Here is a 22703-nt window from a genome sequence, read left to right as displayed (position 1 = left end):
CCCTCAGGCGGTTTCACGTCCCTGTGAAGCCTGCGGTCAGTCGATGCGTTTGGCCGACTTGATGTAGACCGGATCGGCCGGCACATCGCGCATGCCTTTCTTGACGGTGGTCGGTGAATTGACGATCTGGTCTACCACCTCCATGCCTTTGGTCACTTTGCCGAATACGGCATAGCCACGGTCACGCCCAGGGTTGAGGAAGTCGTTGTCGGCCACGTTGATGAAGAACTGGCTGGTGGCCGAGTTCGGGTCCTGGGTACGGGCCATGGACAGCGTGCCACGGGTGTTCTGCAGGCCGTTGCCGGCTTCGTTGGTGATCGGGGCTCGGGTGTTCTTCTGCACCATCTGGTCGGTGAAGCCTCCGCCCTGGACCATGAAGCCCGGAATTACACGGTGGAAGATGGTGTTGTTGTAGAAGCCGCTGTCGACGTATTCGAGGAAGTTCTTGGTACTGATCGGTGCCTTCTCGGCGTTCAGCTCGATTTCGACCTGGCCGAAGCTGGTGTCCAGCAGTACGTGCGGGGTCTTGTCGGAGGCCATGACGCTGGTGGCGAAGGCGACCGAGCAGGCGGTGAGCAGGAGTTTTTTCAGCATGGGCTCAAAGATCCTTGAGAGGTGGAAGCGGCTGCAAGGAACTGCAGCAGGGTCTGGTTGAAGACCTCGGGTTGGTCGAGGGGTGTAGCGTGCCGGGAATCGTCGATGACCACCAGCCTGGCGTGGGGCATCAGGGCGACGTAGCGTTCTTTCAGTTGTATCGGGGTGTAATCGTGGTCGGCGGCGATCACCAGGGTAGGACAGTGGATCTGGCCGATGCGTTCCTGCACGCCCCAGTCGACGATGGCGTCGAAACTCTTAAGGTAGGCGCGCTTGTCGTTGCGTGCCCAGCGCTGGGCCATCTTGTGCCGCAGTTCGGCCTGCTGCGGTTTGGGAAACAGCCGCTCAGCCAGGCCCTTGCCGACGGTTTCGACACTGAGCAGGCGCGCCAGGCCCCAGCGCTTGAGCCACCATGCCCAGTCACTGCGGGTGCGGCGCTTGACCTCGGGGGCGCTGTTGACGATGCACAGGCTGCGCAGCCACTGCGGGTGGTCGACAGCGAACTGGAAGGCGACCATGCCACCCATGGACAGGCCGACGATGTGCACGGGGCCGGTGTGCAGGTGTTCGAGCAGGGCCAGCAGGTCGGCACTGAAAGTGGCAATCTGGTAGCCGTCGCGTGGCTTGTCGGAGCGGCCGTGGCCGCGGATGTCCATGAGGATTACCCGGTAGTGGCGGCTGAGCACCGGCACCTGCAGCTCCCAGTCCTGGCAGCTGGAGCCCAGGCCATGCAGCAATACCAGGGGTTCGCCCTGGCCGTATTCCTCGTAATGCAGTGTGCATCCTTCGTGTTCGAAATAGGCCATGGGCGCGGTCCTCTCAGGCTTGCGGGGGGGCTGCGAAGGGCACGTCCAGTGGCGCGGTGTCGAAATTGCGCAGCAGGTCGATGAGAATCTGCGTAGCCGGGCCCAAGGTCTTCTCTTTGCTCGAATAAAGGTAGAACAGTGGGTGGCGGCTGCCACCCTGATCCAGCGGCAACGGCTTGAGCACGCCTTCGCGCAGCTCGCGCTCGATCATGTGGCGGGGCAGCCAGGCAAAGCCCAGGCCACTGCTGACAAAGGTAGCGGCGGTGCCCAGGCTGCCGACGGTCCAGCGTTGCTCGGCACCCAGCCAGCCGACATCGCGCGGCTGGGCGCGGCCGGAGTCGCGGATTACCACCTGCAACTGGCTCTCCAGGTCCTGGAAGGTCAGTTCGCGGCCCAGGCGGTGCAGGCTGTGTTCGGGGTGGGCGACAGCGACGAACTCCACCGCGCTCAGTTCGGCGCCCAGGTAGCCGCCGATGCTGTAGCTGCTGATGGCCAGGTCGGCGATGCCTTCGTGCATCACTTCCTCGACGCCAGACAGCACTTCTTCACGCAGGCGCACCCGGCAGCCACGGCTCTGCGGCATGAATGCGGCCAGGGCGCGGACCAGGCGGGCGCTGGGATAGGCGGCATCGACCACCAGGCGTACCTCGGCCTCCCAGCCCTGTTCCATGTGGTGGGCAAGGTCTTCGAGCTGGCTGGCCTGCTTGACCAGGTGGCGCGAACGGCGCAGCAGCACACTGCCGGCCTCGGTGAGCACCGCCTTGCGGCCGTCGATGCGCAGCAGCGGCACGCCCAGTTGCTCCTGCATGCGGGCCACGGTGTAGCTGACCGATGACTGCGAGCGGTGCAGTGCCTCGGCGGCCTGGGCAAACCCACCGTGATCGACCACTGCCTGCAGGGTTCGCCACTGGTCAAGGGTTACGCGCGGCGCTTTCATCTTTCGCTCCTGTTGTCCTAAGCTGCGCTCTTTCAAGGAGAGCGGCCCATGAAGAAATGTTGTGCGGCAATACTGATGTGCCTGCCCCTCGGGGCCATGGCTTATCCCATCGACGTTGAGAAGGAACTGACCGGGGTAAAGCTCGATTACACCGCCTATGACACGGCCTATGACATTGGCGCCATCACCCTCAACAACTATGGGCAGGTACCGGCCGCGTGCAAGGTGACTTTCCGCAATGGCCCCGAGGCACCACGGGTGCGCCGGGTGAGCGTACCGGCCGGTAAAAGCGTCGATGTCACTGCCAAGTTCAACCGGCAGATCATCAAATTACGGATCGCCTTGAACTGTAGTGCAGAATAAACTGATAAATCGATAGATTGAACCCATTTTTTACGCTTTTTTATCGATAGGTCAACCCGTAATCTCACCTCCATCGAATCGCAACCCTTTTTGCCGATGGAGGCACCCCATGTCCCGCGTACTGATCATCGAAAGCAGCGCCCGCCAGCAGGATTCCGTTTCCCGTCAGCTGACCCGTGATTTCATCCAGCAGTGGCAGGCCGCCCACCCGGCCGATCAGATCAGTGTGCGCGACCTGGCCGTGAACCCGGTGCCCCACCTGGACGCCAACCTGCTGGGTGGCTGGATGAAGCCCGAAGAACAGCGCAGTGCTGCCGAACTGGACGCCTTGGCCCGCTCCAACGAACTGACCGATGAACTGCTCGCCGCCGACGTGCTGGTGATGGCTGCGCCGATGTACAACTTCACCATCCCCAGCACCCTGAAGGCCTGGCTGGACCATGTGCTGCGTGCCGGCATCACCTTCAAGTACACCCCCACCGGCCCGCAGGGCTTGCTGACCGGCAAGCGCGCCATCGTCCTGACTGCCCGTGGCGGCATCCACGCCGGTGCCACCAGCGACCACCAGGAACCGTACCTGCGCCAGGTCATGGCCTTCATCGGCATTCACGATGTCGACTTCATCCATGCCGAAGGCCTGAACATGAGCGCTGACTTCCACGAGAAGGGCGTGAACCAGGCCAAGGCCAAGCTGGCGGCGGTGGCCTGAGGCTTAGCGAATTCCCAACCCTGACACCTGTTTTTGCTCCTTTGGGTGTACCTGCCCGGCCTGCATGGCCGGGCTTTTTTTTATGCCTGGAATTTCATGGGTGCCTGTGCCGGCCTCTTCGCGGGTAAACCCGCTCCCACAGGGATATCACGGCACCTGAGGCCTGTGGTGTCCCTGTGGGAGCGGGTTTACCCGCGAAGAGGCCGGCACAGCCCTTACATTCCTCATGGTTGAACTCATTTGCCGCAACCCGCTAAGGTCGCGGCCTTGATCCACGAGAGGCAACCATGGGCTACCTGATAATCGTCGCGCTGATCCAGGCGTTTTCCTTCAGCCTGATCGGCGAGTACCTGGCCGGGCACGTCGACAGCTACTTTGCCGTGCTCGCGCGCGTGGTGCTGGCTGGCCTGGTGTTCCTGCCGCTGACCCGCTGGCGCCAGGTCGAGCCGCGCTTCATGCGCTCGATGCTGCTGATCGGCGCGCTGCAGTACGGCATCACCTACGTCTGCCTGTACCTGAGCTTTCGCGTGCTCACCGTGCCGGAGGTGCTGCTGTTCACCATTCTCACGCCGTTGCACGTGACGCTGATCGAAGACGCCATGAACCGGCGCTTCAACCCGTGGGCCCTGCTGGCAGCGCTGGTGGCGGTGGCCGGCGCGGCGGTGATCCGCTTCGACACCATCAGCGGCGAGTTCTTCATCGGCTTCCTGCTGCTGCAACTGGCCAACTTCACCTACGCCGCCGGCCAGGTGCTGTACCGCCATCTGGTTGCACGCCACCCGAGTGACCTGCCGCACTACAAGCGCTTTGGCTACTTCTACCTGGGCGCGTTGATCGTGGTATTGCCGGCCTTCCTGCTGTTTGGCAACGCCCAGCACCTGCCGACCACTGATGTGCAGTGGCTGGTGCTGCTGTTCCTGGGCCTGTGCCCGACGGCGCTGGGGCTGTACTGGTGGAACAAGGGCGCCTGCATGGTTTCGGGCGGGACGCTGGCGGTGATGAACAACCTGCATGTGCCGGTAGGGTTGCTGCTCAATTTGCTGATCTGGAACCAGGACGAGCCATTGGGCAGGCTGTTCATCGGCGCGGCGGTGATCCTGGCGTCGGTGTGGATGAGCCGCCTGGGTACCCTGACGTTATCAAGCAAGCCATGGCGCAGTCAGCTATGACACGTTCGTTACTGAACCCAAATTCCGCCGGTCCCTACCCGATAATCAGGAAAACAAAATCGGGAGACCGGCGTGAAGCTAGAAACGCGAAGTATCGAATTTGTCCCACACGCAGAGCGTTATGGCACGCCTAAACGATTGTTCACTATCTGGTTCAGCTCCAACTTCCAGATAACCGCGCTGATGGTCGGCACCCTGGGCATTGCATCGGGGCTAAGCCTAGGCTGGACCTTGTTGGGCCTGTTGGTCGGCAACCTCATCGGTACCGTGTTCATGGCCGCGCACTCTGCCCAGGGGCCTCACCTGGGCGTGCCACAGATGATCCAGAGCCGGGCCCAGTTCGGTGTCCATGGTGCCGCGCTCCCTCTGCTGGTGATGGTCACGGCCGCAGTCCTGTTCCTCGCCGCCAGCGGCGTGCTGATGCGCAGTGCCTTGCAGGCGCTGGTGCCCATGAGCGATGACCAGGCGATCGTGGTGGTCGGCTTGCTGACCTTTGTCATCGGCTTTGTCGGCTACGAGCTGATCCACCGCCTGGGCGCGTGGATGAGCCTGTTGTCCACACTGGTTTTTGCCGGCGCCCTGGTGCTGATCCTGCTGCACCCCGGCGACATGGCAACCACAACGGCAGTGAGTACCGGCTTCTCGTTCACCGCCTTCAACCTGATCGTGGCACAGTCGGCCTCCTGGACGCTGGGGTATGGCCCCTATGTAGCCGATTACTCGCGCTACCTGCCGGCCAACGTCAACCCACGCGCCACGTTCTGGGCCACCTATTGCGGTTGTGCGCTGGGCTCCTTCGCCATGATGGCACTGGGCGCGTTGGTGGCGGTGGAATTGCCCTCGGCACTGGGGCATGACCCGGCCACAGCCATTGCCGCGTTGTTCGGCCCGTGCGCGCCGTTGGCGCTGGCAGTGATAGCGCTGGGGGTGATCCAGTACAACGTGCTGTGCCTGTACAGCGCCTACATGTCGTCGGTCACGATCTTTGGTGCCTTCAAGTCCATCCGGCGCGTGACCGCGACGGCCAAGGCCTTGGTAATGGCTGGGCTGACCGCAGCGGCAACGGTGATCGCCATCGCCACCCAGTACAATTTCGATACGTTCTTTGCCGACATCCTGATCGGCCAGCTGTACCTGTTGATCCCATGGAGCGCGATCAACCTGGTGGATTACTACTGGGTATGCCGAGGCCACTATGATGTGGGGGCGCTGTATGACTCCAAGGGGCGTTATGGCTGCTTCAATCGTCGAAGCCTGGCGGTGTACGCCGTGTCGATCATCGGTACCATCCCGTTCATGAAGCTGTCGTTCTACACGGGCTTCGTGGCCGAGTGGCTGGGGGCGGACATCAGTTGGGCGATGGGGTTGATCCTGGCCGGTGCGCTGTATTGCATGGTCCATGGGCGCGGGAGCAACCGGCTTTCGACAACCATGAATGCGCACCCCTGACTCGGCCCTTACACGAAAAGGGCTGCTTAAACACCACCCTCGTAATGCCTGTCAGTCAAACAATTTGGGGCCGCTTTGCGGCCCATCGTCGGCAAGCCAGCTCTCATCGAACTGCACATAACTCATTGAATTAGCAGGGGCCCTGTGGGAGCGGCTTTAGCCGCGAACACCGGCGCAGCCGGTGCCATGCACCGCGTTGGATTCTTCGCGGCTAAAGCCGCTCCCACAGATACAACGAAGATCTCACGATCTGCGTGAGCTCTGTGGGAGCTGGCTTGCAGGCGATGGGCTGCGAAGCAGCCCCGGCAATATCAAGCCTCGCTCATGTCTTCCAGCCGACGCGGCACAGGCTCTTGCGATACACGCCCGCTCAACCCCGCCCGCATGTCGTTGCCACTCGGCTGCTGATACAGGCTCAAGCCAAACTCCGGCAACACCGCCAGCAGGTAGTCGAAGATATCCCCCTGAATCCGCTCGTAATCCGCCCACACCGTGGTGGTGGTAAAGCAGTAGATCTCCAGCGGCACGCCCTCGGCGGTGGTCTGCATCTGCCGCACCATGCAGGTCATGTTCGGGTGCACGTTGGGGTGGTTTTTCAGGTAGGCCAGGGCAAACGCCCGGAAGGTGCCGATGTTGGTCAGCTTGCGGCGGTTGGCCGACAGCTCGGCCACCGGCCCCATGGCCTCGTTCCAGCGCTGCAGCTCCTGGCGCTTGCCGGCCAGGTAGTCGGCCAGCAAGTGCACCTGGCTCAGCCGCTGTTCTTCCTCGCGAGTCAGGAACCGCACGCCGGCCGCGTCGATGAACAGGCTGCGCTTGATGCGTCGGCCACCGGACTGCTGCATGCCGCGGTAGTTGCGGAACGACTCGCTCATCAGGCGCCAGGTGGGGATGGAGACAATGGTCTTGTCGAAGTTTTGCACTTTCACGGTGTGCAGGGTGATGTCCACCACATCGCCATCGGCGCCCACCTGGGGCATTTCGATCCAGTCGCCCACGTGCAGCATGTCGTTGCTGGTCAGCTGCACACTGGCGACGAACGACAGCAGGGTGTCCTTGTACACCAACAGCAGCACCGCCGACATGGCACCCAGACCCGACAGCAGCAACAGTGGCGAGCGGTCAATCAGGGTGGCGACGATGACGATGGAGGCGAAGATCCACAGCATCATCTTGGCCAGTTGCACGTAACCCTTGATCGAGCGGGTGCGGGCGTGTTCGGTGCGGGCGTAGATGTCGAGCAGGGCATCCAGCAGGCACGACAGCGCCATGGTCATGAACAGCAGGGTAAAGGCCAGGGCGACATTGCCGAGGAAGTGCTGGGCGGTGTCGGACAGCTCGGGCACCAGTTTCAGGCCGAACTGCAGCACCAGTGACGGCGTGGTCTGTGCCAGGCGGTGGAACACCTTGTTGTTGCGCAGGTCGTCCAGCCACTTCAGCGCTGGCTGGCGGGCCAGCAGGCGGGCGCCGTGCAACACCAGGAAGCGTGCCAGGCGGCCGATGACCAGGGAAACCAGCAGCAGCACCGCCAGGCCGATGGCCGCGTGCAGCATCGGATGTTGGTCAAGGGTGCCCCACAGGTCGAGGGAGTCGCGCCAGATTCGTTGGATATCCATGGGCTTGCGTACAGTCTTGTTGCCAAACGAAGCGCCATTAGAGCGCGGATGGCGACAAAGTTGCCAAAAGAAATTCGGCTAAGGCGGCAGAAAACGTTACCCTATGCAACTGAATTTTCCGCACTTGCCTGAGGTTACCTCCGTGTTCTCCCAATTCGCCCTGCATGAACGCCTGCTTAAAGCCGTGGCCGAGCTTAACTTTGTCGAGCCAACCCCGGTGCAGGCCGCGGCCATCCCCCTGGCCCTGCAAGGGCGTGACCTGCGCGTGACCGCGCAGACCGGCAGCGGCAAGACCGCGGCCTTCGTGCTGCCGTTGCTCAACCGCCTGGTCGACCTGCGCGAACGCCGCGTCGAGATCCGCGCGCTGATCCTGCTGCCGACCCGTGAACTGGCCCAGCAGACCCTCAAGCAGGTACAGCTGTTCTCGCAGTTCACCTACATCAAGTCGGGCCTGGTTACCGGCGGTGAAGACTTCAAGGAACAGGCCGCCATGCTGCGCAAGGTGCCGGATGTGCTGATCGGCACCCCGGGCCGCCTGCTCGAGCAGCTCAATGCGGGCAACCTCGACCTGTCCCACGTGCAGGTGCTGATCCTCGACGAAGCCGACCGCATGCTCGACATGGGCTTTGCCGAAGACATGGAGCGCCTGTGCAAGGAGTGCGAGAACCGCCAGCAGACCCTGCTGTTCTCCGCCACCACCGGTGGTGCGGCTTTGCGCGACATCATCGGCAAGGTGCTGAAAGACCCAGAGCACCTGATGCTCAACAGTGTCTCGCAGCTGGCCGAAGGCACTCGCCAGCAGATCATCACCGCCGACCACGACCAGCACAAAGAGCAGATCGTGCAGTGGCTGCTGGCCAACGAAACCTTCGACAAGGCGATCATCTTCACCAACACCCGCGCCCTGGCCGACCGCATCTACGGCCACCTGGTGGCCAAGGACGTGAAGGCCTTCGTGCTGCACGGCGAGAAGGACCAGAAGGACCGCAAGCTGGCCCTGGACCGCTTCAAGCAGGGCAGCTCCAAGGTGCTGGTGGCTACCGACGTTGCGGCCCGTGGCCTGGACATCGACGGCCTGGACCTGGTGATCAACTTCGACATGCCGCGCAGCGGTGACGAATACGTGCACCGCGTGGGCCGTACCGGTCGTGCCGGTGGCGAAGGCCTGGCGATCTCGCTGATCACCCACAACGACTGGAACCTGATGTCGAGCATCGAGCGCTACCTCAAGCAGCAGTTCGAGCGCCGGGTGATCAAGGAAGTGAAGGGCACCTACAACGGGCCTAAGAAGGTCAAGGCCTCGGGCAAGGCGGCTGGCAGCAAGAAGAAAAAGGTCGAGAAGAAGACCGGTGACAAGAAGGTGGCCGCCAAGCGCAAGCCAACCGCCAAGCCGAAGGCCAATGCACCGCTGGCCAGTGCTGACGGCCTGGCGCCGCTGAAGAAGCGCAAGCCTGCGGCTGAGTAACGCTCGGTAACGGTGTTAGTTTCTTCGCGGGTGAACCCGCTCCCACAGCGACCCCACAGGCTTCCAGGCCTGTGCGATCCCTGTGGGAGCGGGTTTACCCGCGAAGAGGCCAGCACAGGCGACAACTATTCAGCCTTTTTCTCCGCCTCTTTCAACTCCTTGATCCGCTTGTCGATCAGCTGACACTTGTCGGGCAAATCCTTGCTCGCCGTCCCAAGCTCCATCCCTTGAAGCTCGTCATTGATCTCCTTGGCCTTCTGCGGGTTCTGCTCGGTCAACTGGGTGACCAACCCGGCCAGCTCTTCGCGTTTCTGCGTTGCTTCTTCCGGTGTGCAGGCCCAGGCGGGCAGGGCGCAGGACAGGGCAGTAGCACAGGCAATGGGCAGCAGCAGTTTCATCCTTCCTACCTCCGGCGGTGGTGATGCCCGGTGGAGGCATGTGCCTGGCCGTTAGTTCAGCGCCTTCGACCGGTGGCACTTCATGGTCAGCCTGTCCCCAGCTGGGCATCTGACCTAGCCTCGATTCCGATGTCCTCGCCTGGTTCAAAGAGCAGGGTAGCGGCTACCAGACCCGGATCAACCAGTTGCTGCGTCAGTACATGCAAGCGCAAAAACGCCAGCGCTGAGATATTTCGGAACGCCGGGCAACCTCGGCAGGTCCCAACCTGTGTACCCCTTCCGTCCACAGCAGGAGCCCGTAGCCATGAGCATCGCCTACGACTGGGACCTGATCGAGCGTTTGCTGCACGAGGTGCAGAACGGCGCCGGTCACAGCTTCACGCCACGCCCCTATGCCGAGCAGCACGCTGCGGCACTGGCTGCCAAGGGGGAGCCGGTGGGCGACCTGGACCACCTGAAAACCCGTGCCTGCGAATACGAGAAGCTGTTGTTCGAGCGTGGTTTCATCGAAACCCGACCCGAAGAAGATGGCGGTAATGGCGAGAATTTCGTGCTGACCGAACGAGGCTCGCGGTTGATGAGCCTGATCGACAGCAGCATCCCCGGCTTCGAGCACCCGCGCCAGGTGCTGGACGAGCAGGAGGATGCGCTGGATGAAACCACCTTCGAGCAGGTGTCGGCGAAGGCACAGATCGCCTGAGGTCGTTTTGAGGCTGGCAAGGGCGGCCATGGAAACCCGATAATCGGTAGTTCCTGAATAACTGCCGAGCCCTCGCCCATGCCAATGACCATCGCAGAGGCCCGCTCATGAGCGCGGCCCGCAAGAACCCTGATGCCTTTGCCTTCCAGGTGATGCTGGGGCTGTGCCTGATCTGGGGCTGCCAGCAGGTCCTGATCAAGACTGCCGCCATTGATATCGCGCCGGTGATGCAGGCGGCCTTGCGCAACGGTATCGCCGCCGTGCTGGTGGGCCTGATGCTGTGCTGGCGCGGGGGTTGGGAGCAGGTCGGCAGCACCTGGCGTGCCGGGGTGGTGGCGGGCGGATTGTTCGGCCTGGAGTTCCTGTTCATTGCCGAGGGGCTGAAGCTGACGTCGGCGGCGCACATGTCGGTGTTCCTCTATACAGCGCCGGTGTTTACCGCGTTGGGCCTGCATTTCAGGCTGCCCAGCGAACGCCTGCGGCTGCTGCAATGGCTTGGGATCCTGCTGGCGTTCGGCGGCATTGCCATGGCGTTTGCCGGCGGTATGTCGTTCGAGCACATGGATGGCCGCACTCTGCTGGGGGATGCCTTTGGCGTGATCGCCGGGCTGGCCTGGGGAGCGACTACGGTGGTGGTGCGCTGCTCGCGGCTGTCGGAAGCACCGGCGACCCTGACCCTGTTCTATCAGCTGGCGGTGGGCTTTGCCGGGTTGCTGCTGATTGCCTTGCTCAGCGGCCAGATCGGCGCGGTGACGCTGACCCCGCTGGCGATGGGCAGCGTGCTGTTCCAGGGGATTGTGGTGTCGTTCATCAGCTACCTGACCTGGTTTTGGTTGCTGCGCAAATACCTGGCGTCGAACCTGGCAGTGTTCTCGTTCATCACCCCGCTGTTCGGGGTGACCTTCGGCGTGTTGTTGCTGGATGAGCCGCTGAGCCTGAACTTTGTGGTTGGCGCGTTGATGGTGCTGCTGGGGGTGGTTCTGGTGAGTGCCGAGCCTTGGGTTAAGCAGCAGTTGCGTAAGTTTGTGGGGTGAGGTTTAGCCTGTTACGGCCTCTTCGCGGGTTTACCCGCGAAGAGGCCGGCACAGGCAACCATGATTCAGGATGCTGCCTTGGCCTGACAGGCGCTGCCCTGCTGTGCAGCGCTGCCAAACAGCACCAGCCCCCCAGCCACCACCAACCCACCCGCAGCCACCATCAGCGCCGGCTGCAGCCCGCCGCTGTAATGGCTGCTGACCGCAGCCAGCAGCGGCCCACTCAACTGCCCCAGGGCAAAACAGGCTGTCAGCAGCCCGGCATTGCGCTGCGTGGCATGCGGCGCCAGCTCCCGCGAACGTTGCATCACCAGTTGCATGCAGGCCAGGAACGGCCCGCCACACAGCACCACGCCCAACGCCAGCCCGACACCTCCGCCCATCAGGCAGGCCAGCACACCCAGCCCCTGCAGCCACAGGGTGGCGGTGAGCCAGGTCGCGGTTCGGCCGCCACGCCGCAGGCTCACGAGCAGAACCCCCAGCGCCGCCGCCAGGCCGAATGCCGGCCAGAACAGGTCTGCGAGCCACTGCCCGTGGAACTGCTGGTTGGCCATCTGCGACAGGAAGGTGGCCGGCAGGATGTAACCTACGCCATACAGCGCATATACCAGCCCCAGGCGACCGATGCCGACACTGCGGGTCGGGCCCAGGTGTATAGCGGGCGATACCGGCGCGGCTTGCAGCGCCCTGGGCAGCCAAGGCCGCACCGCCAGCAGCATCACCAGCGCGGCCATGGCATAGATCAGCCACAGCGCTGCCGAGCCGAGCCCCCACAAATGCGCCACCAGCGCCAGCAAACCAGTCAGCGCAATGCCCAGGCCGGGCCCCGCGAACACCAGGGCACCCAGGCGCTGGCGGTTGTCGGCATTGGCCACCTGTTGGCTGAGGCTGGTGATCATCACCAGCACCCAGGCGCTGGCCACGCCGGTGCCGAAGCGCAGCAGCAGGTGGCTCCAGAACCCGTCTGCGGCCCATGAGGCCAGAGTCAGCAGTACGCACAGCCACAGCCCACCGTGCAGGCGCAGGCGCACCTGGCCCGGCGAGCGGGCGAACATGGCATCGACCGCGCCGATGAAGTAACCCAGGTAGTTGGCCGCGGCCACCAGCCCGGCGACCGTCAGGTCGAACTGGCCTTCGGCGATCAGTTGCGGCAGCTGCGGGGTCAGGGCGAAACGGCCGATGCCCATGGCCATCATCAGCGCCACGGCGCTGGCCAGCAGTTGAATGAGTGGCGACATGACAAGTCTCCTGCACGGATGTAAGCGATGGCTGGCAGGTTAGGGCGGTTTCTTTTTCAATAAAATTGAATAATGATGATCAAGTTGTTCTGTTTTGGAGAATGCCGTGGAATTCAGCCAACTGCGTATCTTCCAGGCCGTGGCCGAGGAAGGTTCGGTCACCCGCGCCGCAGAGCGCCTGCATCGGGTGCCGTCGAACCTGTCGACGCGCTTGCGCCAGCTCGAAGAGCAACTGGGTGTCGAGCTGTTCCTGCGCGAGCGCCAGCGCCTGCAGCTGTCGCCCGCGGGCAAGGTGCTGCTGGATTACGCCAACCGCATGTCAGCCTTGCGCGACGAGGCGCTGGCCGCCGTGCGGGGCGGCCAACCGGCCGGGGACTTCGTGCTGGGGACCATGTACAGCACGGCGGCGACCCATTTGCCGGGGTTGCTGGCGCGTTATCATCAGGCCTACCCGGCGGTTAACTTGCAGGTGCGTGCGGCGCCCAGTGGCGAGTTGCTGGAAGGCCTGCTCAACCACACCTTGGACGCGGCCCTGGTGGATGGGCCACCGAGCCTGGCCGGGCTGGATGGCGTGCCGCTTTGCGATGAGCAGTTGGTGCTGATCACCAGCCCCGAGCACCCTGCGGTACACACTGCCAAGGATGTGGCCGGCAAGGCGGTGTTCACCTTTCGCCAGGGCTGCTCGTACCGCATGCGCCTGGAGGCCTGGTATGCCCATGCCCATACGCCCATGGGCCGGGTGATGGAAATCGAGTCGTACCAGAGCATGCTGGCCTGCGTGATCGCTGGCGCGGGTGTGGCGATGATGGCCAGGTCGATGCTCGACAGCCTACCCGGGCGCGACCGGGTGCGGGTGCACCAGCTGCAGGCACCGTTCGATCAGGCGGTCACCTGGTTGATGTGGCGCCAGGGCATGCGCGGGGCAAATTTGCAGGCCTGGATCGACCTGCAACAAAGCGAAACGATTAACCAGTCGTCGGAATGCGCCGTTACGGCTTGATCCGTATCAAAATGGCCCGTATCTGTAGCTTTAGAGGCATGCGTAATACAGGACATAGGGCTATGATCTGTATGAAACATCGCAGGATTGAATTGCCGTGAGGCTGACCCGTCAAGGGGGCATTATGAATAAACCACTGTCCAACTGGCTCCATGACCTGGCTGTCGCCTTGGGGCTGATTCCACCACCCTTGCAGCCGGTGCCGATCCCGACTGATGAAGAGCAGCGCAAACGCCAACCGCGTCGTCGCTGATACAGACAAAGGCCGCTGCACCTGGGTGGGTGCAGCGGCCTTTTTGTGTCTGCCAGTTGTGTGTTGCCTGTACCGGCCTCTTCGCGGGCTTGCCCGCTCCAACAGGTACCCCACAGCACTCGAGGCCTGTGATATTCCTGTAGGAGCGGGTTTACCCGCGAAAGGGCCAGTACAGGCAACCGGGACCTATCAGGCCAGCTTAACCGCCGCTACCGATTTACGCGACATCAGGCTGACCACCACAAAGCTGACCAGACCAACTGCCAGGCTGTAGTAGATCGGCGTATTGGCCTCCAGCCCATCCTTGAACATGAACAGCAGCGCGGTGGCAAAGCCCAGCGACATGCTGGCGATAGCCCCGGCGGTGGTAGCGCGCTTCCAGAAGATCGCCCCGATCAGCGGGATCAGCATACCGCCGACCAGCAGGTTGTAGGCCAGGGTCAGGGCGTTGATCACATCGTTCACCACCAGCGCAATGCCCAGCACCACCAGGCCGGTGAGCAGGGTGAACAGGCGGCTGACGCCCAGGCTCGACGCCTTGCCGCCACGCAGCTTGGGCAGCAGGTCTTCGGTCAGGGTGGTGGACGCAGCCAGCAGGCCAGCGCTGGCGGTGGACATCATGGCGGCCAGCGCCGCTGCCATCAGCAGGCCACGGATGCCATCGGGCAGCGTGGTCTTGATCATCTCGGCAAAGGCATTGTTAGGGTTGGCGAGGTCGGGCATCAGCACATGCGCAGCCATGCCGATCGCGGCGCAGGCCAGGCCGTACAGTATGCAGTACACACCGGCGGTGGTGCCGGCACGCTGGCAGACCTTCTCATCACGGGCAGTGAACACCCGCTGCCAGATGTCCTGGCCGATGAGGATGCCGAAGAAGTAGATCAGGAAGTAGGTGATGATGGTGTCCCAGCCAATGGTGGTCAGCTGGAAGCTGGCCGCCGGCAGCTTGGCCACCAAGGTGTCCCAGCCACCGGCCTTGTACAGGCACACCGGCAGCAGGATGAACATCAGGCCGACGGTCTTGATCACGAACTGGACGATGTCGGTCAGCGTCAGCGACCACATGCCACCAATGGTCGAGTACAGCACCACCACACCACCGCCCAGCAGCAGCGAGGCCCAGAACGGCAGGTCGAGCAGCACCTGCAATACGGTGGCCATGGCCAGGGTCGAGGTGACGCCGATCATCAGTGCGTAGGCCAGCATGATCACGGCGCTGGCCTGGCGTGCGGCCGGGTTGTAGCGCTGTTCCAGCACCTGGGTCACGGTGAAGATGCGCAGGCGCAGCAAGGGTTTGGCCAGCACCAGGTTGAGGGCGATGATGCCCAGGCCCAGGGCTGCGCACAGCCAGAAGCCGGAGATGCCGTGGACGTAGCCCAGGCGTACGGTGCCGACGGTGGAAGCGCCACCGAGTACGGTGGTGGCCATGGTGCCCATGTACAGGACCGGGCCGAGGTTGCGCCCGGCCACCAGGTAGTCCTCATGGGTTTTCGCGCGCCGCATGCCGTACCAGCCAAGCCCGAGCATGCCGGCGGTATAGATCATTACAACAATGATGTCCAAGGCCATTGGGGGTCTCCCGATTATCTTTATTATGGCGAGATCGACCACGCGGGCGGGTTCACGGCGCCCGGCGGTCTTGTCGTATTGTTGGCGGGCCTCTGTGGCCCTCCCTCATGGCTCCTGCCGGGGTATAGCGGTATTAACGACGCACTACGCCCGGTAGCACGCAGAGCATCTCGAACAGCAGGTTGGCACCGAGCAGCGAGGTGTTGCCGGTGGTGTCGTAAGGCGGGGAGACTTCGACGAGGTCACAGCCGATCAGGTCCAGGCCGTGGCAGCCGCGAATGATCTCCATCGCCTGGATGGTGGTCAAGCCGCCGATTTCCGGGGTGCCGGTACCGGGAGCCCAGGCCGGGTCGATGCCATCGATGTCGAACGACAGGTACACCGGGCCACCGCCGACCTTTTCGCGCACTTCGGCCATCAGCGGTTCCAGCGACTTGTGCCAGCACTCTTCGGCCTGGACTACACGGAAGCCCTGGCGGCGGCTCCAGTTGAAGTCATCGGCGGTGTAGCCCTGGGCGCGCAGGCCGATCTGCACCACGCGCTCGCAATCGAGCAGGCCTTCTTCCACGGCACGGCGGAAGGTGGTGCCATGGGCGATCTTCTCGCCGAACATGTGGTCGTTGACGTCGGCGTGGGCATCGATGTGCACCAGGCCGATCTTGCCGTGCTTCTTGTGCAGCGCGCGCAGGATCGGCAGAGTGATGGTGTGGTCGCCACCCAGGGTCAGCGGGATGATGTTGTGCTCGAGGATCTCGTCATACGCTTCTTCGATGATGCGCACTGCGTCCAGCAGGTTGAAGGTGTTGATCGCCACGTCACCGATGTCGGCCACCGACAGCGAGTCGAACGGTGCAGCTCCCGTGGCCATGTTGTACGGGCGGATCATCACCGATTCGGCGCGGATCTGACGCGGGCCGAAACGGGTGCCGGAGCGCAGCGAAGTACCGATGTCCAGTGGCACGCCGATGAAGGCGGCGTCCAGGCCTTGGGCACTTTGCAGGTGGGGGAGACGGAGCATGGTGGCGATGCCGCCGAAACGCGGCATTTCGTTGCCGCCCAGTGGTTGGTGGAGGATCTTGTCCACGGTGGGCCTCATCAGTCGGTCGATTGTTCTGTTTGTTCGAACCTGTGCCGCCGCGCGCCTTCCAGGTGTGGTCTTGCCGGCGGGCAGGGACATTTCGGCCAAGTCTGCTGAAGGTAGTGCCGGGGAAAAATCGCTACCGGCAAATACTTAGTTCAGGAATTTCTGAACTAAAGGCGGCAGAGCGGTTAGACTGCGCGCTAATACCCCCTGCGGAACCGTTGCACCATGGCCTCGACCTTGCCCGACCTGAAACTGCTGCGCATCTTCGTCAGCGTGGTGCGCCACCAGGGCTTTGCCAATGCCCAGCGCGAGCTGAACCTGTCGACCTCGGCCATCAGCACCTACATGAGCCAGCTGGAAGGTGCCCTGGGGATCGTGCTGTGCCACCGTGGCCGTGGCGGCTTCAGCCTGACCAGCAAGGGTGAGCTGTTCCACCAGGAAACCCTGCGCCTGCTGGCCGAGCTGGACGGCTTCGAACAGTACGCCGCCGCCCTCAAGGGCGAGTTGCGTGGCACCCTCAACCTGGGGGTGATCGATTCCACGGTCGGTGACAGGGCCTTGCCGCTGGCCGAAGCCATCGGCGCCTACAGCCAGGAACACCCGGCGGTGCACCTGCATTTGTCGGTATCCAGCCCTTACGAGCTGCAACTGGGTGTGCAGGACAACCGTCTGGACCTGGCGATCGGGGCGTTCTCCTCGCGCATGAGCGGGCTGCTCTATCAGCCGCTGTACCGTGAGCAGCACTGGCTGTACTGCAGCAGCCGCCACCCGTTGTATGCCGAACGGCGCATCCCCGAGCAGGTGGTGACCCAGCAGCGCATGGTCGGGCGTGGCTACTGGAGCCAGGCCGAACTGGCCCGGCATGGCTTCAAGCACAGCGCGGCGACGGTGGAGAGCATGGAGGCGCAGTTGATCCTGATTCTGTCCGGGGCCTACATCGGCTACCTGCCCGAGCACTATGCCCAGGCCTGGGTCGACAAGGGCGACTTGCGCGTGCTGTCGCCGTCGACCTTCGGCTACCAGGCACCATTCTCGCTGATCATTCGCCGCGGGCGCAGCCGCGAGCCATTGATCCAGACCTTCCGCGACCTCCTCAAAAGCCAGCTCAACGTGGGCTGAAGCCCGGCATATGCTGTATTTCGTCGGCACCCGTTAAATTGTTGGTGCTGTCGACCGACAACGTAATGGCGTCCTGCTATATATCAAATTTGCGTGTGCTGCTGTCTACCTCCCTTTCATCCTGCAAGGATTGCCCAAGATGCGCATGAATTTGCCCGTCACTGAGCACGAAAGAACCTTTCCCAACGATCAACGCCTGATTTCCACCACTGACCTCAACAGCCGCATCACCTACTGCAACGACGCTTTCGTGGCGATCAGCGGGTTCACCTACGACGAGCTGGTCGGCCAACCCCACAACCTGGTGCGCCACCCGGACATGCCGCCGGCAGTGTTCGGCCACATGTGGGAAACCATCAAGCAAGGCAAACCGTGGATGGGGGTCGTCAAGAACCGGGCGAAGAACGGTGATTACTACTGGGTCAGCGCCTACGTCACGGCCATCTATGAGCAGGGCCGCATCAGTGGTTACGAGTCGGTGCGCTCGGTGCCCACTCGCGAGCAGATCCGTCGCGCCGAGGCGTTGTATGCGCGCCTGCGGGCCGGCCGCACACCGGTGCCGTGGGCGGCCCGCCTGCTGCATGGCCTGGGCCACGGTTGGCCATTGATAAGTGCGGGCCTGCTGTCGGCGGCGGGCTACCTGTGGCTACCGCCCTACGCGGCGCTCGGGGTGCTGATGGCCAGCCTGCTGGTGGCCTGGTATCTGGTCGAGCACCGGCAGAACCAGGCGGTCCGCCGCACGCTGGCCGAGCATCCCAAGGCCTTCACCAGCCCGCTGGTGGCACTGACCTACAGTGATAACCCAGGCCTGCAAGGCCAGCTGGATCTTGCCATCATCAGTGAAGAAGCACGCCTGCAAACGGCCTTGACCCGCCTGGTGGATGCCGGGGTCGGGGTGAAGTCGCGGGCAGCGCAGTCGTCCGACTTGTCCGATGCCCAGGCACAGATGCTCGACCGCCAGCGCAACGAGACCGACCAGTCCGCCGCCGCCATCGCGCAGATGGCGGCGACCATCCAGCAGGTTACCCACAACGTGCAGAGCACGGCGCACGCAGCGGGCGATGCCGACCAGCTGGCGCAACAGGGCAGCGAGCTGGCGATGCAGAGCCTGCAAGCCATGGGCAGCATGAGCAATGCGGTCAACGACATCGGCCAGGCGGTCAATGCCCTGGCCGAGCAGACCCAGTCGATCGGCAGCGTGGTCGATGTGATTACCTCGATCGCCGAGCAGACCAACCTGCTGGCGCTCAACGCAGCCATCGAGGCGGCGCGTGCCGGCGAACAGGGGCGCGGGTTTGCCGTGGTGGCCGACGAGGTGCGTTCGCTGGCCCAGCGCACCCGTGCCTCGACCGAGGAGATCCACCAGATCATCGCCTCGTTGCGCGCCGGTGCAGAGCGCGCGGTCAGCACCGCCAGCCGTGGCGAGCAGATCTCGCGGGACAGCGTGCACAGCGTCGAGGCGGTGCAGGCAGCGTTGAGCGGGATTGCCCAGGCGGTCAGCCGCATCACCGGCATGAGCCAGCAGATGGCGACGGCGTCGGAGCAGCAGAGCCATGTGGCCGAGGACATCAACCAGCAGATCGTGCGCATAGCCCACCTGTGCGACCAGAGTGCCGGGCAAGCCAGGCAGGGCGCTGAAATCAGCCAGGACCTTGAGCGCATGGCGGAATACCTGCATAGCCTGGCAGAGCGGTTCAACCGTTGAGATCGCCGGGGCCGCAAAGCGGGCCCCGGTTCTGTGGCAAACTGTTCCCGCCAAGGAGAACCCCATGCCCAGACCCCGCTGCGAGCGCTGCCAGCGCCCGCTCGACCATTGCCTCTGCTCACTGATCCCTGCGCTCGACAGCCGTACCCGCGTCATCCTGCTGCAGCACCCCAGTGAAACCGCCCATGCCTTGAATACCGCCCGCCTGGCCGCCCTTGGCCTGAACAACGCCGAGTTGCGGGTAGGCGAGGTATTCGATGACCTGAACGAATTGCTGGCGACCCCCGGTTACCGGCCGGCCCTGCTGTTCCCGGGCGACGACGCCCAGGAGTTGGTGGCCTATGGCGAGACGGACGACAAACCCTTGCTGTTGATCGTACCCGACGGCACCTGGCGCAAGGCGCGCAAGCTGCTGTACCTGAACCCGTTGCTGGAGGCGTTGCCGCGAGTGACGCTGGGGCCTGTCGCGCCTTCACGCTACCGCTTGCGCAAGGCGCCGGAGGCGGGGGCGTTGTCGACTATCGAGGCGGTGGTAGGAGCGCTGAACGCGTTGGAGCGGCCTGCCTGTTTCGATGCGCTGCTGGCACCGTTCGAGGCGTTGATCGAGGGGCAGATCAGGGCCATGGGTTTGGAGACGTTCCAGCGTAACCATGGTAGTGAGTGAGGGCAGGGGGCTGCTTTGCAGCCCATTCGCAGCACAAGGCTGCTCCTACAGGAAAGCGCGCAACATCTGTAGGAGCAGCCTTGTGCTGCGAATGGGCCGCAAAGCGGCCCCGGCTATCTCGAACCCGATCAACGCATATCAGGCAAACGCGCCTCGGTGCGTACTTCGGTGGTAGCCAGCGCTTCCGGCGGCAGCGAAATACGTTGCTTGGTCAACAGCTCGCCCATGGTCGCAAGCACGCGGTAGCGCGAGAACTCCTCGGTATAACGCACCTCGGTGTAGCGACGGTCGGCGTTGTACAGCTCGTTTTCACTGTCCAGCACGTCAAGCAGGGTGCGCTGACCCAGGCCGAACTGGTCCTGGTAGGCGGCACGCACGCGCTTGGTGGTCTCGGCGTATTCACGCGCAGTCGGCAGCTGCTTGCTGGCGTTGTTCATGGCGTTCCACGCCAGGCTCAGGTTTTCGGTCAGCTCACGCAGGGCGTTGTTGCGGATGTCGAGGGCCTGGTTGATCTTGTGCGCGTCGGACTGCAGGCGAGCCTTGTCGCTGCCGCCGCGGAACAGGTTGTAGTTCATCTCCACGCCGGCTTGCCAGTCGTTGTTGTTGTGGCCCTTCTCGCCACCGGTGTTGTTGTTGGCACCGGTAGCCAGAATGGCGTCGAAGCGTGGGTAGAAGGTCGACTTGGCCACTTCGTATTGCTGCTCGGCAGCATTGACGTCAGCCTGGGCAGACTTGATGTACGGGTTGTTCTGGCGCATGCCGTCGCGGGCTTCGTCCAGGGTGCCAGGCACTTCGCCCTTGATGGACTGCGGGCTTTCCAGCTCGTCCGGCATGCGGCCGACGACGCTGAAGAAGTTGGCCTCGGCATCGGCCAGGTCGACTTCGGCGGTGTCCAGGTTGTTTTCCGCCAGGGCGCGACGTGCGCGGGACTGGTCAAGGTCGGCGGTGCTGCCGACGCCGCGCTCGTTGCGCAGGCCGATCTGGTCGTTGACGCGCAGGTGGGCTTGCAGGTTGTTCCTGGCCAGGGTCACCAGTTCACGGCGTTTGAGCACTTCCAGGTACACCTCGACTGCACGCAGGGCGACATCCTGGGCAACGGCCTGGGTGTAGTAGGCGCGGGAGGTGGAGACCGCTTCGGTGCGGCCCACTTCATTCGAGGTGTTGAAGCCGTCGAAGATCATCTGCCGCAGGCGCAGCTCGGACTGGGTGTAGTTGAGGGTTTCCTTGTTGTGGTTGCCCTCGGCACGCGTCGTGGTGTTGTCAGAACGCTGGCGGCCATAGCCGGCAACCAGATCCACGGAAGGGTAGTAGCCACCACGCGCAAACTTCACATCTTCATCGGCAGACAGCTTGCTGTTGCGGTTGGAGCTGACCTGCGGGTGGTAGTCCACGGCGCTCTGGACAGCCTCGGTGATCGACATCGCCTGTACGTTGGCACTCGCCAGGGCCAACAGTAATGCACTGGTGATGGGGTTCAAAACGCGCATGGTACATCTCCCTGATCCTGGAATTGATCCTGCTGTTCGCCAAAAAAATGACGATAAAGTTATTTCATATAGTGTTGCAGGTTTTTAATAACACAGCTAAGTACATTCAACGCGATAGGCAAGAAGATTTATTCATATCAGATTGCCATAACCTAATTAAATTATCTAACAGGCTCGCAGGTGAACCTTGGAAATGGCGGCGTAAAACTCCATTAAGGCCAATGAATACAGGGCTTTAACCGAGTTCCAGAATCATTTCGGATAAGGGAAGCACGAATTAGGCGAAAGTGATATTTGGCGACAGAATATTGTCACTTTGGCTTGTGCAGGGTTTTCTGGCTGAGGATATACAGGCTTACCAGGACGGCACTGGACAACATGAAGATGCGTGCCCAGAACAGGGGCACCAGATAGCACGACAGGCCGATGCTGGCCCACATCAGGCCGATGGCGTAGACCTTGCCCTTGAGGGGGATACCTTCACCACTTAGGTAGTCACGGATCCATGGCCCGAGCTTGGGGTGATGAACCAGCCAGTGGTGAAAGCGCGGCGAACTGCGGGCAAAGCAGGCAGCCGCCAATAGCAGGAACGGGGTGGTGGGCAATACCGGCAGGAATATCCCCAACACCCCCAACGCGACGCTGAGCCAGCCGGTGGCCAGCAGCAGGTAGCGCACAGGCGACTTAGTGGTGACGTGGCTTGAGCAGTGCCGGCTTTTCGTCAGGGGCATGCAGCAGCAGGAACAGCGCCGTCAGTGCTTCGGGGATCTGTACGATCATGTCGTCCTGCAGGTTGGCGTTGCTGGCGATGTCGGCGAACTCCGGCTGCTCGTCGAACAGGCCCGAGCCGACCATGATTGGCAGCAGCATCTCGCTGACTTCTTCCTCGGCGTTTTCGAACCAGGCCTCTTCACGCAGGAATACGCCTTCCATGAAGCCGATGCACCAGCCGCGCAGGTCGGAATCGTCCGGCTCTTCGGTCAGGTCGAGGTCGCACGGCAGCTCGAATTCGTCGTCGCTGGCCAGCTGGCGGGCGATGTGTGCCTTGAGCGCCACCAGGGTGGCCTCGATCTCGGTGCGCTGAGCGTCGCTGGCGTAGTGCGGCTCTTCGGCGAACAGGGCGTCGATCCATTCGCGCTCGGGCACTTCCTCGGCATTGATCGACAGGGCGGTGAGGTAGCCGTGGGCGGCGACATAGTCCAGCGCTTCTTCGTGCAGCTCGTCGGCGTCGAGGAAGGCTTGCAGGCGGGTCAGTTGCTCGGCGAAGGACATTACAGGGCTACCTTGGGGAATAAACGATAACGAATTCTAGCACCTTGCGACGGCAGCGGGGCAAAGGGAACGTCT

The 22703-nt window shown here is 63.0% G+C and carries 23 protein-coding genes and 1 pseudogene; 13 read left to right on the top strand and 11 right to left on the bottom strand.

The genetic code is table 11. The features are described from left to right. Positions 1–36 precede the first annotated feature (36 nt). The 3 genes from M1D87_RS19585 to M1D87_RS19575 are packed head-to-tail and all read right to left on the bottom strand — an operon-like array spanning position 37 to position 2337. Complete coding sequence (locus tag M1D87_RS19585) at positions 37–594, bottom strand: peptidylprolyl isomerase (RefSeq protein WP_123083772.1); 558 nt, start codon at positions 592–594, stop codon at positions 37–39. After that, complete coding sequence (locus M1D87_RS19580) at positions 588–1400, bottom strand: alpha/beta fold hydrolase (protein ID WP_123083771.1); 813 nt, start codon at positions 1398–1400, stop codon at positions 588–590. The genes M1D87_RS19585 and M1D87_RS19580 overlap by 7 nt, the downstream gene beginning before the upstream one ends. Before the next feature lie 13 nt (positions 1401–1413). Then, positions 1414–2337, bottom strand: coding sequence for a LysR family transcriptional regulator (locus M1D87_RS19575; protein WP_009683100.1), 924 nt, complete (start codon positions 2335–2337; stop codon positions 1414–1416). 48 nt (positions 2338–2385) lie between these two features. Here M1D87_RS19575 and M1D87_RS19570 point away from each other — a divergent pair, with 48 nt between their 5' ends. The 4 genes from M1D87_RS19570 (at position 2386) to M1D87_RS19555 (ending at position 6027) form a co-directional block, all read left to right on the top strand. After that, entirely contained in the window at positions 2386–2700 is a 315-nt protein-coding gene (locus M1D87_RS19570) for a 3-phosphoglycerate kinase (protein WP_123083770.1), read from the top strand. 109 nt (positions 2701–2809) lie between these two features. Further along, the gene (locus M1D87_RS19565; RefSeq protein WP_013973705.1) at positions 2810–3409 is read left to right on the top strand and encodes an FMN-dependent NADH-azoreductase; all 600 of its coding nucleotides are present in this window, start codon (positions 2810–2812) and stop codon (positions 3407–3409) included. 287 nt (positions 3410–3696) lie between these two features. Further along, the gene (locus M1D87_RS19560; RefSeq protein ID WP_085589145.1) at positions 3697–4578 is read left to right on the top strand and encodes a carboxylate/amino acid/amine transporter; all 882 of its coding nucleotides are present in this window, start codon (positions 3697–3699) and stop codon (positions 4576–4578) included. Positions 4579–4650: 72 nt separating this feature from the next. Then, complete coding sequence (locus M1D87_RS19555; RefSeq protein WP_123083769.1) at positions 4651–6027, top strand: purine-cytosine permease family protein; 1377 nt, start codon at positions 4651–4653, stop codon at positions 6025–6027. A gap of 311 nt (positions 6028–6338) precedes the next feature. Here M1D87_RS19555 and M1D87_RS19550 read toward each other — a convergent pair whose 3' ends face one another. Beyond that, positions 6339–7640, bottom strand: a complete 1302-nt coding sequence (locus M1D87_RS19550; protein WP_023660848.1) for a mechanosensitive ion channel family protein — start codon at positions 7638–7640, stop codon at positions 6339–6341. Positions 7641–7743: 103 nt separating this feature from the next. Between M1D87_RS19550 and M1D87_RS19545 the strand changes: the two genes are divergently transcribed. Then, a complete protein-coding gene (locus M1D87_RS19545) occupies positions 7744–9105 on the top strand; it encodes a DEAD/DEAH box helicase (protein ID WP_123083768.1) in 1362 nt (453 codons plus the stop codon). 125 nt (positions 9106–9230) lie between these two features. On the opposite strand, the gene M1D87_RS19540 is transcribed toward M1D87_RS19545, so the two are convergent. Further along, entirely contained in the window at positions 9231–9503 is a 273-nt protein-coding gene (locus tag M1D87_RS19540; RefSeq protein WP_013973700.1) for a hypothetical protein, read from the bottom strand. Between the two features lie 119 nt (positions 9504–9622). Here M1D87_RS19540 and M1D87_RS19535 point away from each other — a divergent pair. The 3 genes and pseudogenes from M1D87_RS19535 to M1D87_RS19525 form a co-directional block, all read left to right on the top strand. Next, positions 9623–9730 (top strand): annotated as a pseudogene (locus M1D87_RS19535) (BrnA antitoxin family protein); the annotation flags it as partial. A 77-nt stretch (positions 9731–9807) separates the two neighbouring features. Then, on the top strand, positions 9808–10203 hold the full coding sequence (locus M1D87_RS19530; protein WP_003259068.1) for a hypothetical protein: 396 nt from the start codon (positions 9808–9810) through the stop codon (positions 10201–10203). Positions 10204–10310: 107 nt separating this feature from the next. Next, positions 10311–11237 (top strand): DMT family transporter, encoded by a 927-nt coding sequence (locus M1D87_RS19525; RefSeq protein WP_013973697.1) that lies wholly within the window; start codon positions 10311–10313, stop codon positions 11235–11237. 65 nt (positions 11238–11302) lie between these two features. Here the strand turns inward: M1D87_RS19525 and M1D87_RS19520 are convergent, their stop codons facing one another. After that, positions 11303–12475, bottom strand: a complete 1173-nt coding sequence (locus tag M1D87_RS19520; protein WP_123083767.1) for an MFS transporter — start codon at positions 12473–12475, stop codon at positions 11303–11305. 106 nt (positions 12476–12581) lie between these two features. On the opposite strand from M1D87_RS19520, the gene ptrR reads away from it, so the two are divergent. Then, the gene (gene ptrR, locus M1D87_RS19515) at positions 12582–13475 is read left to right on the top strand and encodes a putrescine utilization regulator PtrR (RefSeq protein WP_015271294.1); all 894 of its coding nucleotides are present in this window, start codon (positions 12582–12584) and stop codon (positions 13473–13475) included. Positions 13476–13599: 124 nt separating this feature from the next. Then, positions 13600–13728, top strand: coding sequence for a PA1414 family protein (locus M1D87_RS19510; protein ID WP_009683677.1), 129 nt, complete (start codon positions 13600–13602; stop codon positions 13726–13728). 189 nt (positions 13729–13917) lie between these two features. Here M1D87_RS19510 and M1D87_RS19505 read toward each other — a convergent pair whose 3' ends face one another. Then, the gene (locus M1D87_RS19505; protein WP_123083766.1) at positions 13918–15297 is read right to left on the bottom strand and encodes a sodium:solute symporter family protein; all 1380 of its coding nucleotides are present in this window, start codon (positions 15295–15297) and stop codon (positions 13918–13920) included. Positions 15298–15430: 133 nt separating this feature from the next. Beyond that, the gene (gene speB / locus M1D87_RS19500) at positions 15431–16381 is read right to left on the bottom strand and encodes an agmatinase (protein ID WP_013973693.1); all 951 of its coding nucleotides are present in this window, start codon (positions 16379–16381) and stop codon (positions 15431–15433) included. A gap of 225 nt (positions 16382–16606) precedes the next feature. Between speB and M1D87_RS19495 the strand changes: the two genes are divergently transcribed. The 3 genes from M1D87_RS19495 to M1D87_RS19485 all read left to right on the top strand — a co-directional run bounded on the left by M1D87_RS19495 (position 16607) and on the right by M1D87_RS19485 (position 19869). Continuing rightward, complete coding sequence (locus M1D87_RS19495; protein WP_013973692.1) at positions 16607–17500, top strand: LysR family transcriptional regulator; 894 nt, start codon at positions 16607–16609, stop codon at positions 17498–17500. A 139-nt stretch (positions 17501–17639) separates the two neighbouring features. Next, the gene (locus M1D87_RS19490) at positions 17640–19205 is read left to right on the top strand and encodes a methyl-accepting chemotaxis protein (RefSeq protein WP_061551286.1); all 1566 of its coding nucleotides are present in this window, start codon (positions 17640–17642) and stop codon (positions 19203–19205) included. Positions 19206–19269: 64 nt separating this feature from the next. Beyond that, positions 19270–19869 (top strand): tRNA-uridine aminocarboxypropyltransferase, encoded by a 600-nt coding sequence (locus tag M1D87_RS19485; protein ID WP_061551285.1) that lies wholly within the window; start codon positions 19270–19272, stop codon positions 19867–19869. A 128-nt stretch (positions 19870–19997) separates the two neighbouring features. Here M1D87_RS19485 and M1D87_RS19480 read toward each other — a convergent pair whose 3' ends face one another. From M1D87_RS19480 to M1D87_RS19470, 3 genes are all read right to left on the bottom strand, one after another. Further along, entirely contained in the window at positions 19998–21356 is a 1359-nt protein-coding gene (locus M1D87_RS19480; RefSeq protein ID WP_003259075.1) for a TolC family outer membrane protein, read from the bottom strand. A 311-nt stretch (positions 21357–21667) separates the two neighbouring features. After that, entirely contained in the window at positions 21668–22087 is a 420-nt protein-coding gene (locus M1D87_RS19475) for a YbaN family protein (protein ID WP_161551430.1), read from the bottom strand. Next, positions 22041–22628: a YecA/YgfB family protein gene (locus M1D87_RS19470; RefSeq protein ID WP_013973687.1), complete on the bottom strand. Its 588-nt coding sequence runs from the start codon at positions 22626–22628 to the stop codon at positions 22041–22043. The genes M1D87_RS19475 and M1D87_RS19470 overlap by 47 nt, the downstream gene beginning before the upstream one ends. Positions 22629–22703 lie beyond the last annotated feature (75 nt).

The sequence above is a fragment of the Pseudomonas sp. SA233 genome (genome assembly GCF_054792385.1).
This window is presented reverse-complemented; position numbering and strand designations above follow the sequence as displayed.

Bases quoted from the DNA above. Each gene is read 5' to 3' on its own strand.
- M1D87_RS19585 (WP_123083772.1), bottom strand. From the start codon at position 594: ATGCTGAAAAAACTCCTGCTCACCGCCTGCTCGGTCGCCTTCGCCACC.
- M1D87_RS19580 (WP_123083771.1), bottom strand. From the start codon at position 1,400: ATGGCCTATTTCGAACACGAAGGATGCACACTGCATTACGAGGAATAC.
- M1D87_RS19575 (WP_009683100.1), bottom strand. From the start codon at position 2,337: ATGAAAGCGCCGCGCGTAACCCTTGACCAGTGGCGAACCCTGCAGGCA.
- M1D87_RS19570 (WP_123083770.1), top strand. From the start codon at position 2,386: ATGAAGAAATGTTGTGCGGCAATACTGATGTGCCTGCCCCTCGGGGCC.
- M1D87_RS19565 (WP_013973705.1), top strand. From the start codon at position 2,810: ATGTCCCGCGTACTGATCATCGAAAGCAGCGCCCGCCAGCAGGATTCC.
- M1D87_RS19560 (WP_085589145.1), top strand. From the start codon at position 3,697: ATGGGCTACCTGATAATCGTCGCGCTGATCCAGGCGTTTTCCTTCAGC.
- M1D87_RS19550 (WP_023660848.1), bottom strand. From the start codon at position 7,640: ATGGATATCCAACGAATCTGGCGCGACTCCCTCGACCTGTGGGGCACC.
- M1D87_RS19545 (WP_123083768.1), top strand. From the start codon at position 7,744: ATGCAACTGAATTTTCCGCACTTGCCTGAGGTTACCTCCGTGTTCTCC.
- M1D87_RS19540 (WP_013973700.1), bottom strand. From the start codon at position 9,503: ATGAAACTGCTGCTGCCCATTGCCTGTGCTACTGCCCTGTCCTGCGCC.
- M1D87_RS19530 (WP_003259068.1), top strand. From the start codon at position 9,808: ATGAGCATCGCCTACGACTGGGACCTGATCGAGCGTTTGCTGCACGAG.
- M1D87_RS19525 (WP_013973697.1), top strand. From the start codon at position 10,311: ATGAGCGCGGCCCGCAAGAACCCTGATGCCTTTGCCTTCCAGGTGATG.
- M1D87_RS19520 (WP_123083767.1), bottom strand. From the start codon at position 12,475: ATGTCGCCACTCATTCAACTGCTGGCCAGCGCCGTGGCGCTGATGATG.
- M1D87_RS19510 (WP_009683677.1), top strand. From the start codon at position 13,600: ATGAATAAACCACTGTCCAACTGGCTCCATGACCTGGCTGTCGCCTTG.
- M1D87_RS19505 (WP_123083766.1), bottom strand. From the start codon at position 15,297: ATGGCCTTGGACATCATTGTTGTAATGATCTATACCGCCGGCATGCTC.
- M1D87_RS19495 (WP_013973692.1), top strand. From the start codon at position 16,607: ATGGCCTCGACCTTGCCCGACCTGAAACTGCTGCGCATCTTCGTCAGC.
- M1D87_RS19490 (WP_061551286.1), top strand. From the start codon at position 17,640: ATGCGCATGAATTTGCCCGTCACTGAGCACGAAAGAACCTTTCCCAAC.
- M1D87_RS19485 (WP_061551285.1), top strand. From the start codon at position 19,270: ATGCCCAGACCCCGCTGCGAGCGCTGCCAGCGCCCGCTCGACCATTGC.
- M1D87_RS19480 (WP_003259075.1), bottom strand. From the start codon at position 21,356: ATGCGCGTTTTGAACCCCATCACCAGTGCATTACTGTTGGCCCTGGCG.
- M1D87_RS19475 (WP_161551430.1), bottom strand. From the start codon at position 22,087: ATGCCCCTGACGAAAAGCCGGCACTGCTCAAGCCACGTCACCACTAAG.
- M1D87_RS19470 (WP_013973687.1), bottom strand. From the start codon at position 22,628: ATGTCCTTCGCCGAGCAACTGACCCGCCTGCAAGCCTTCCTCGACGCC.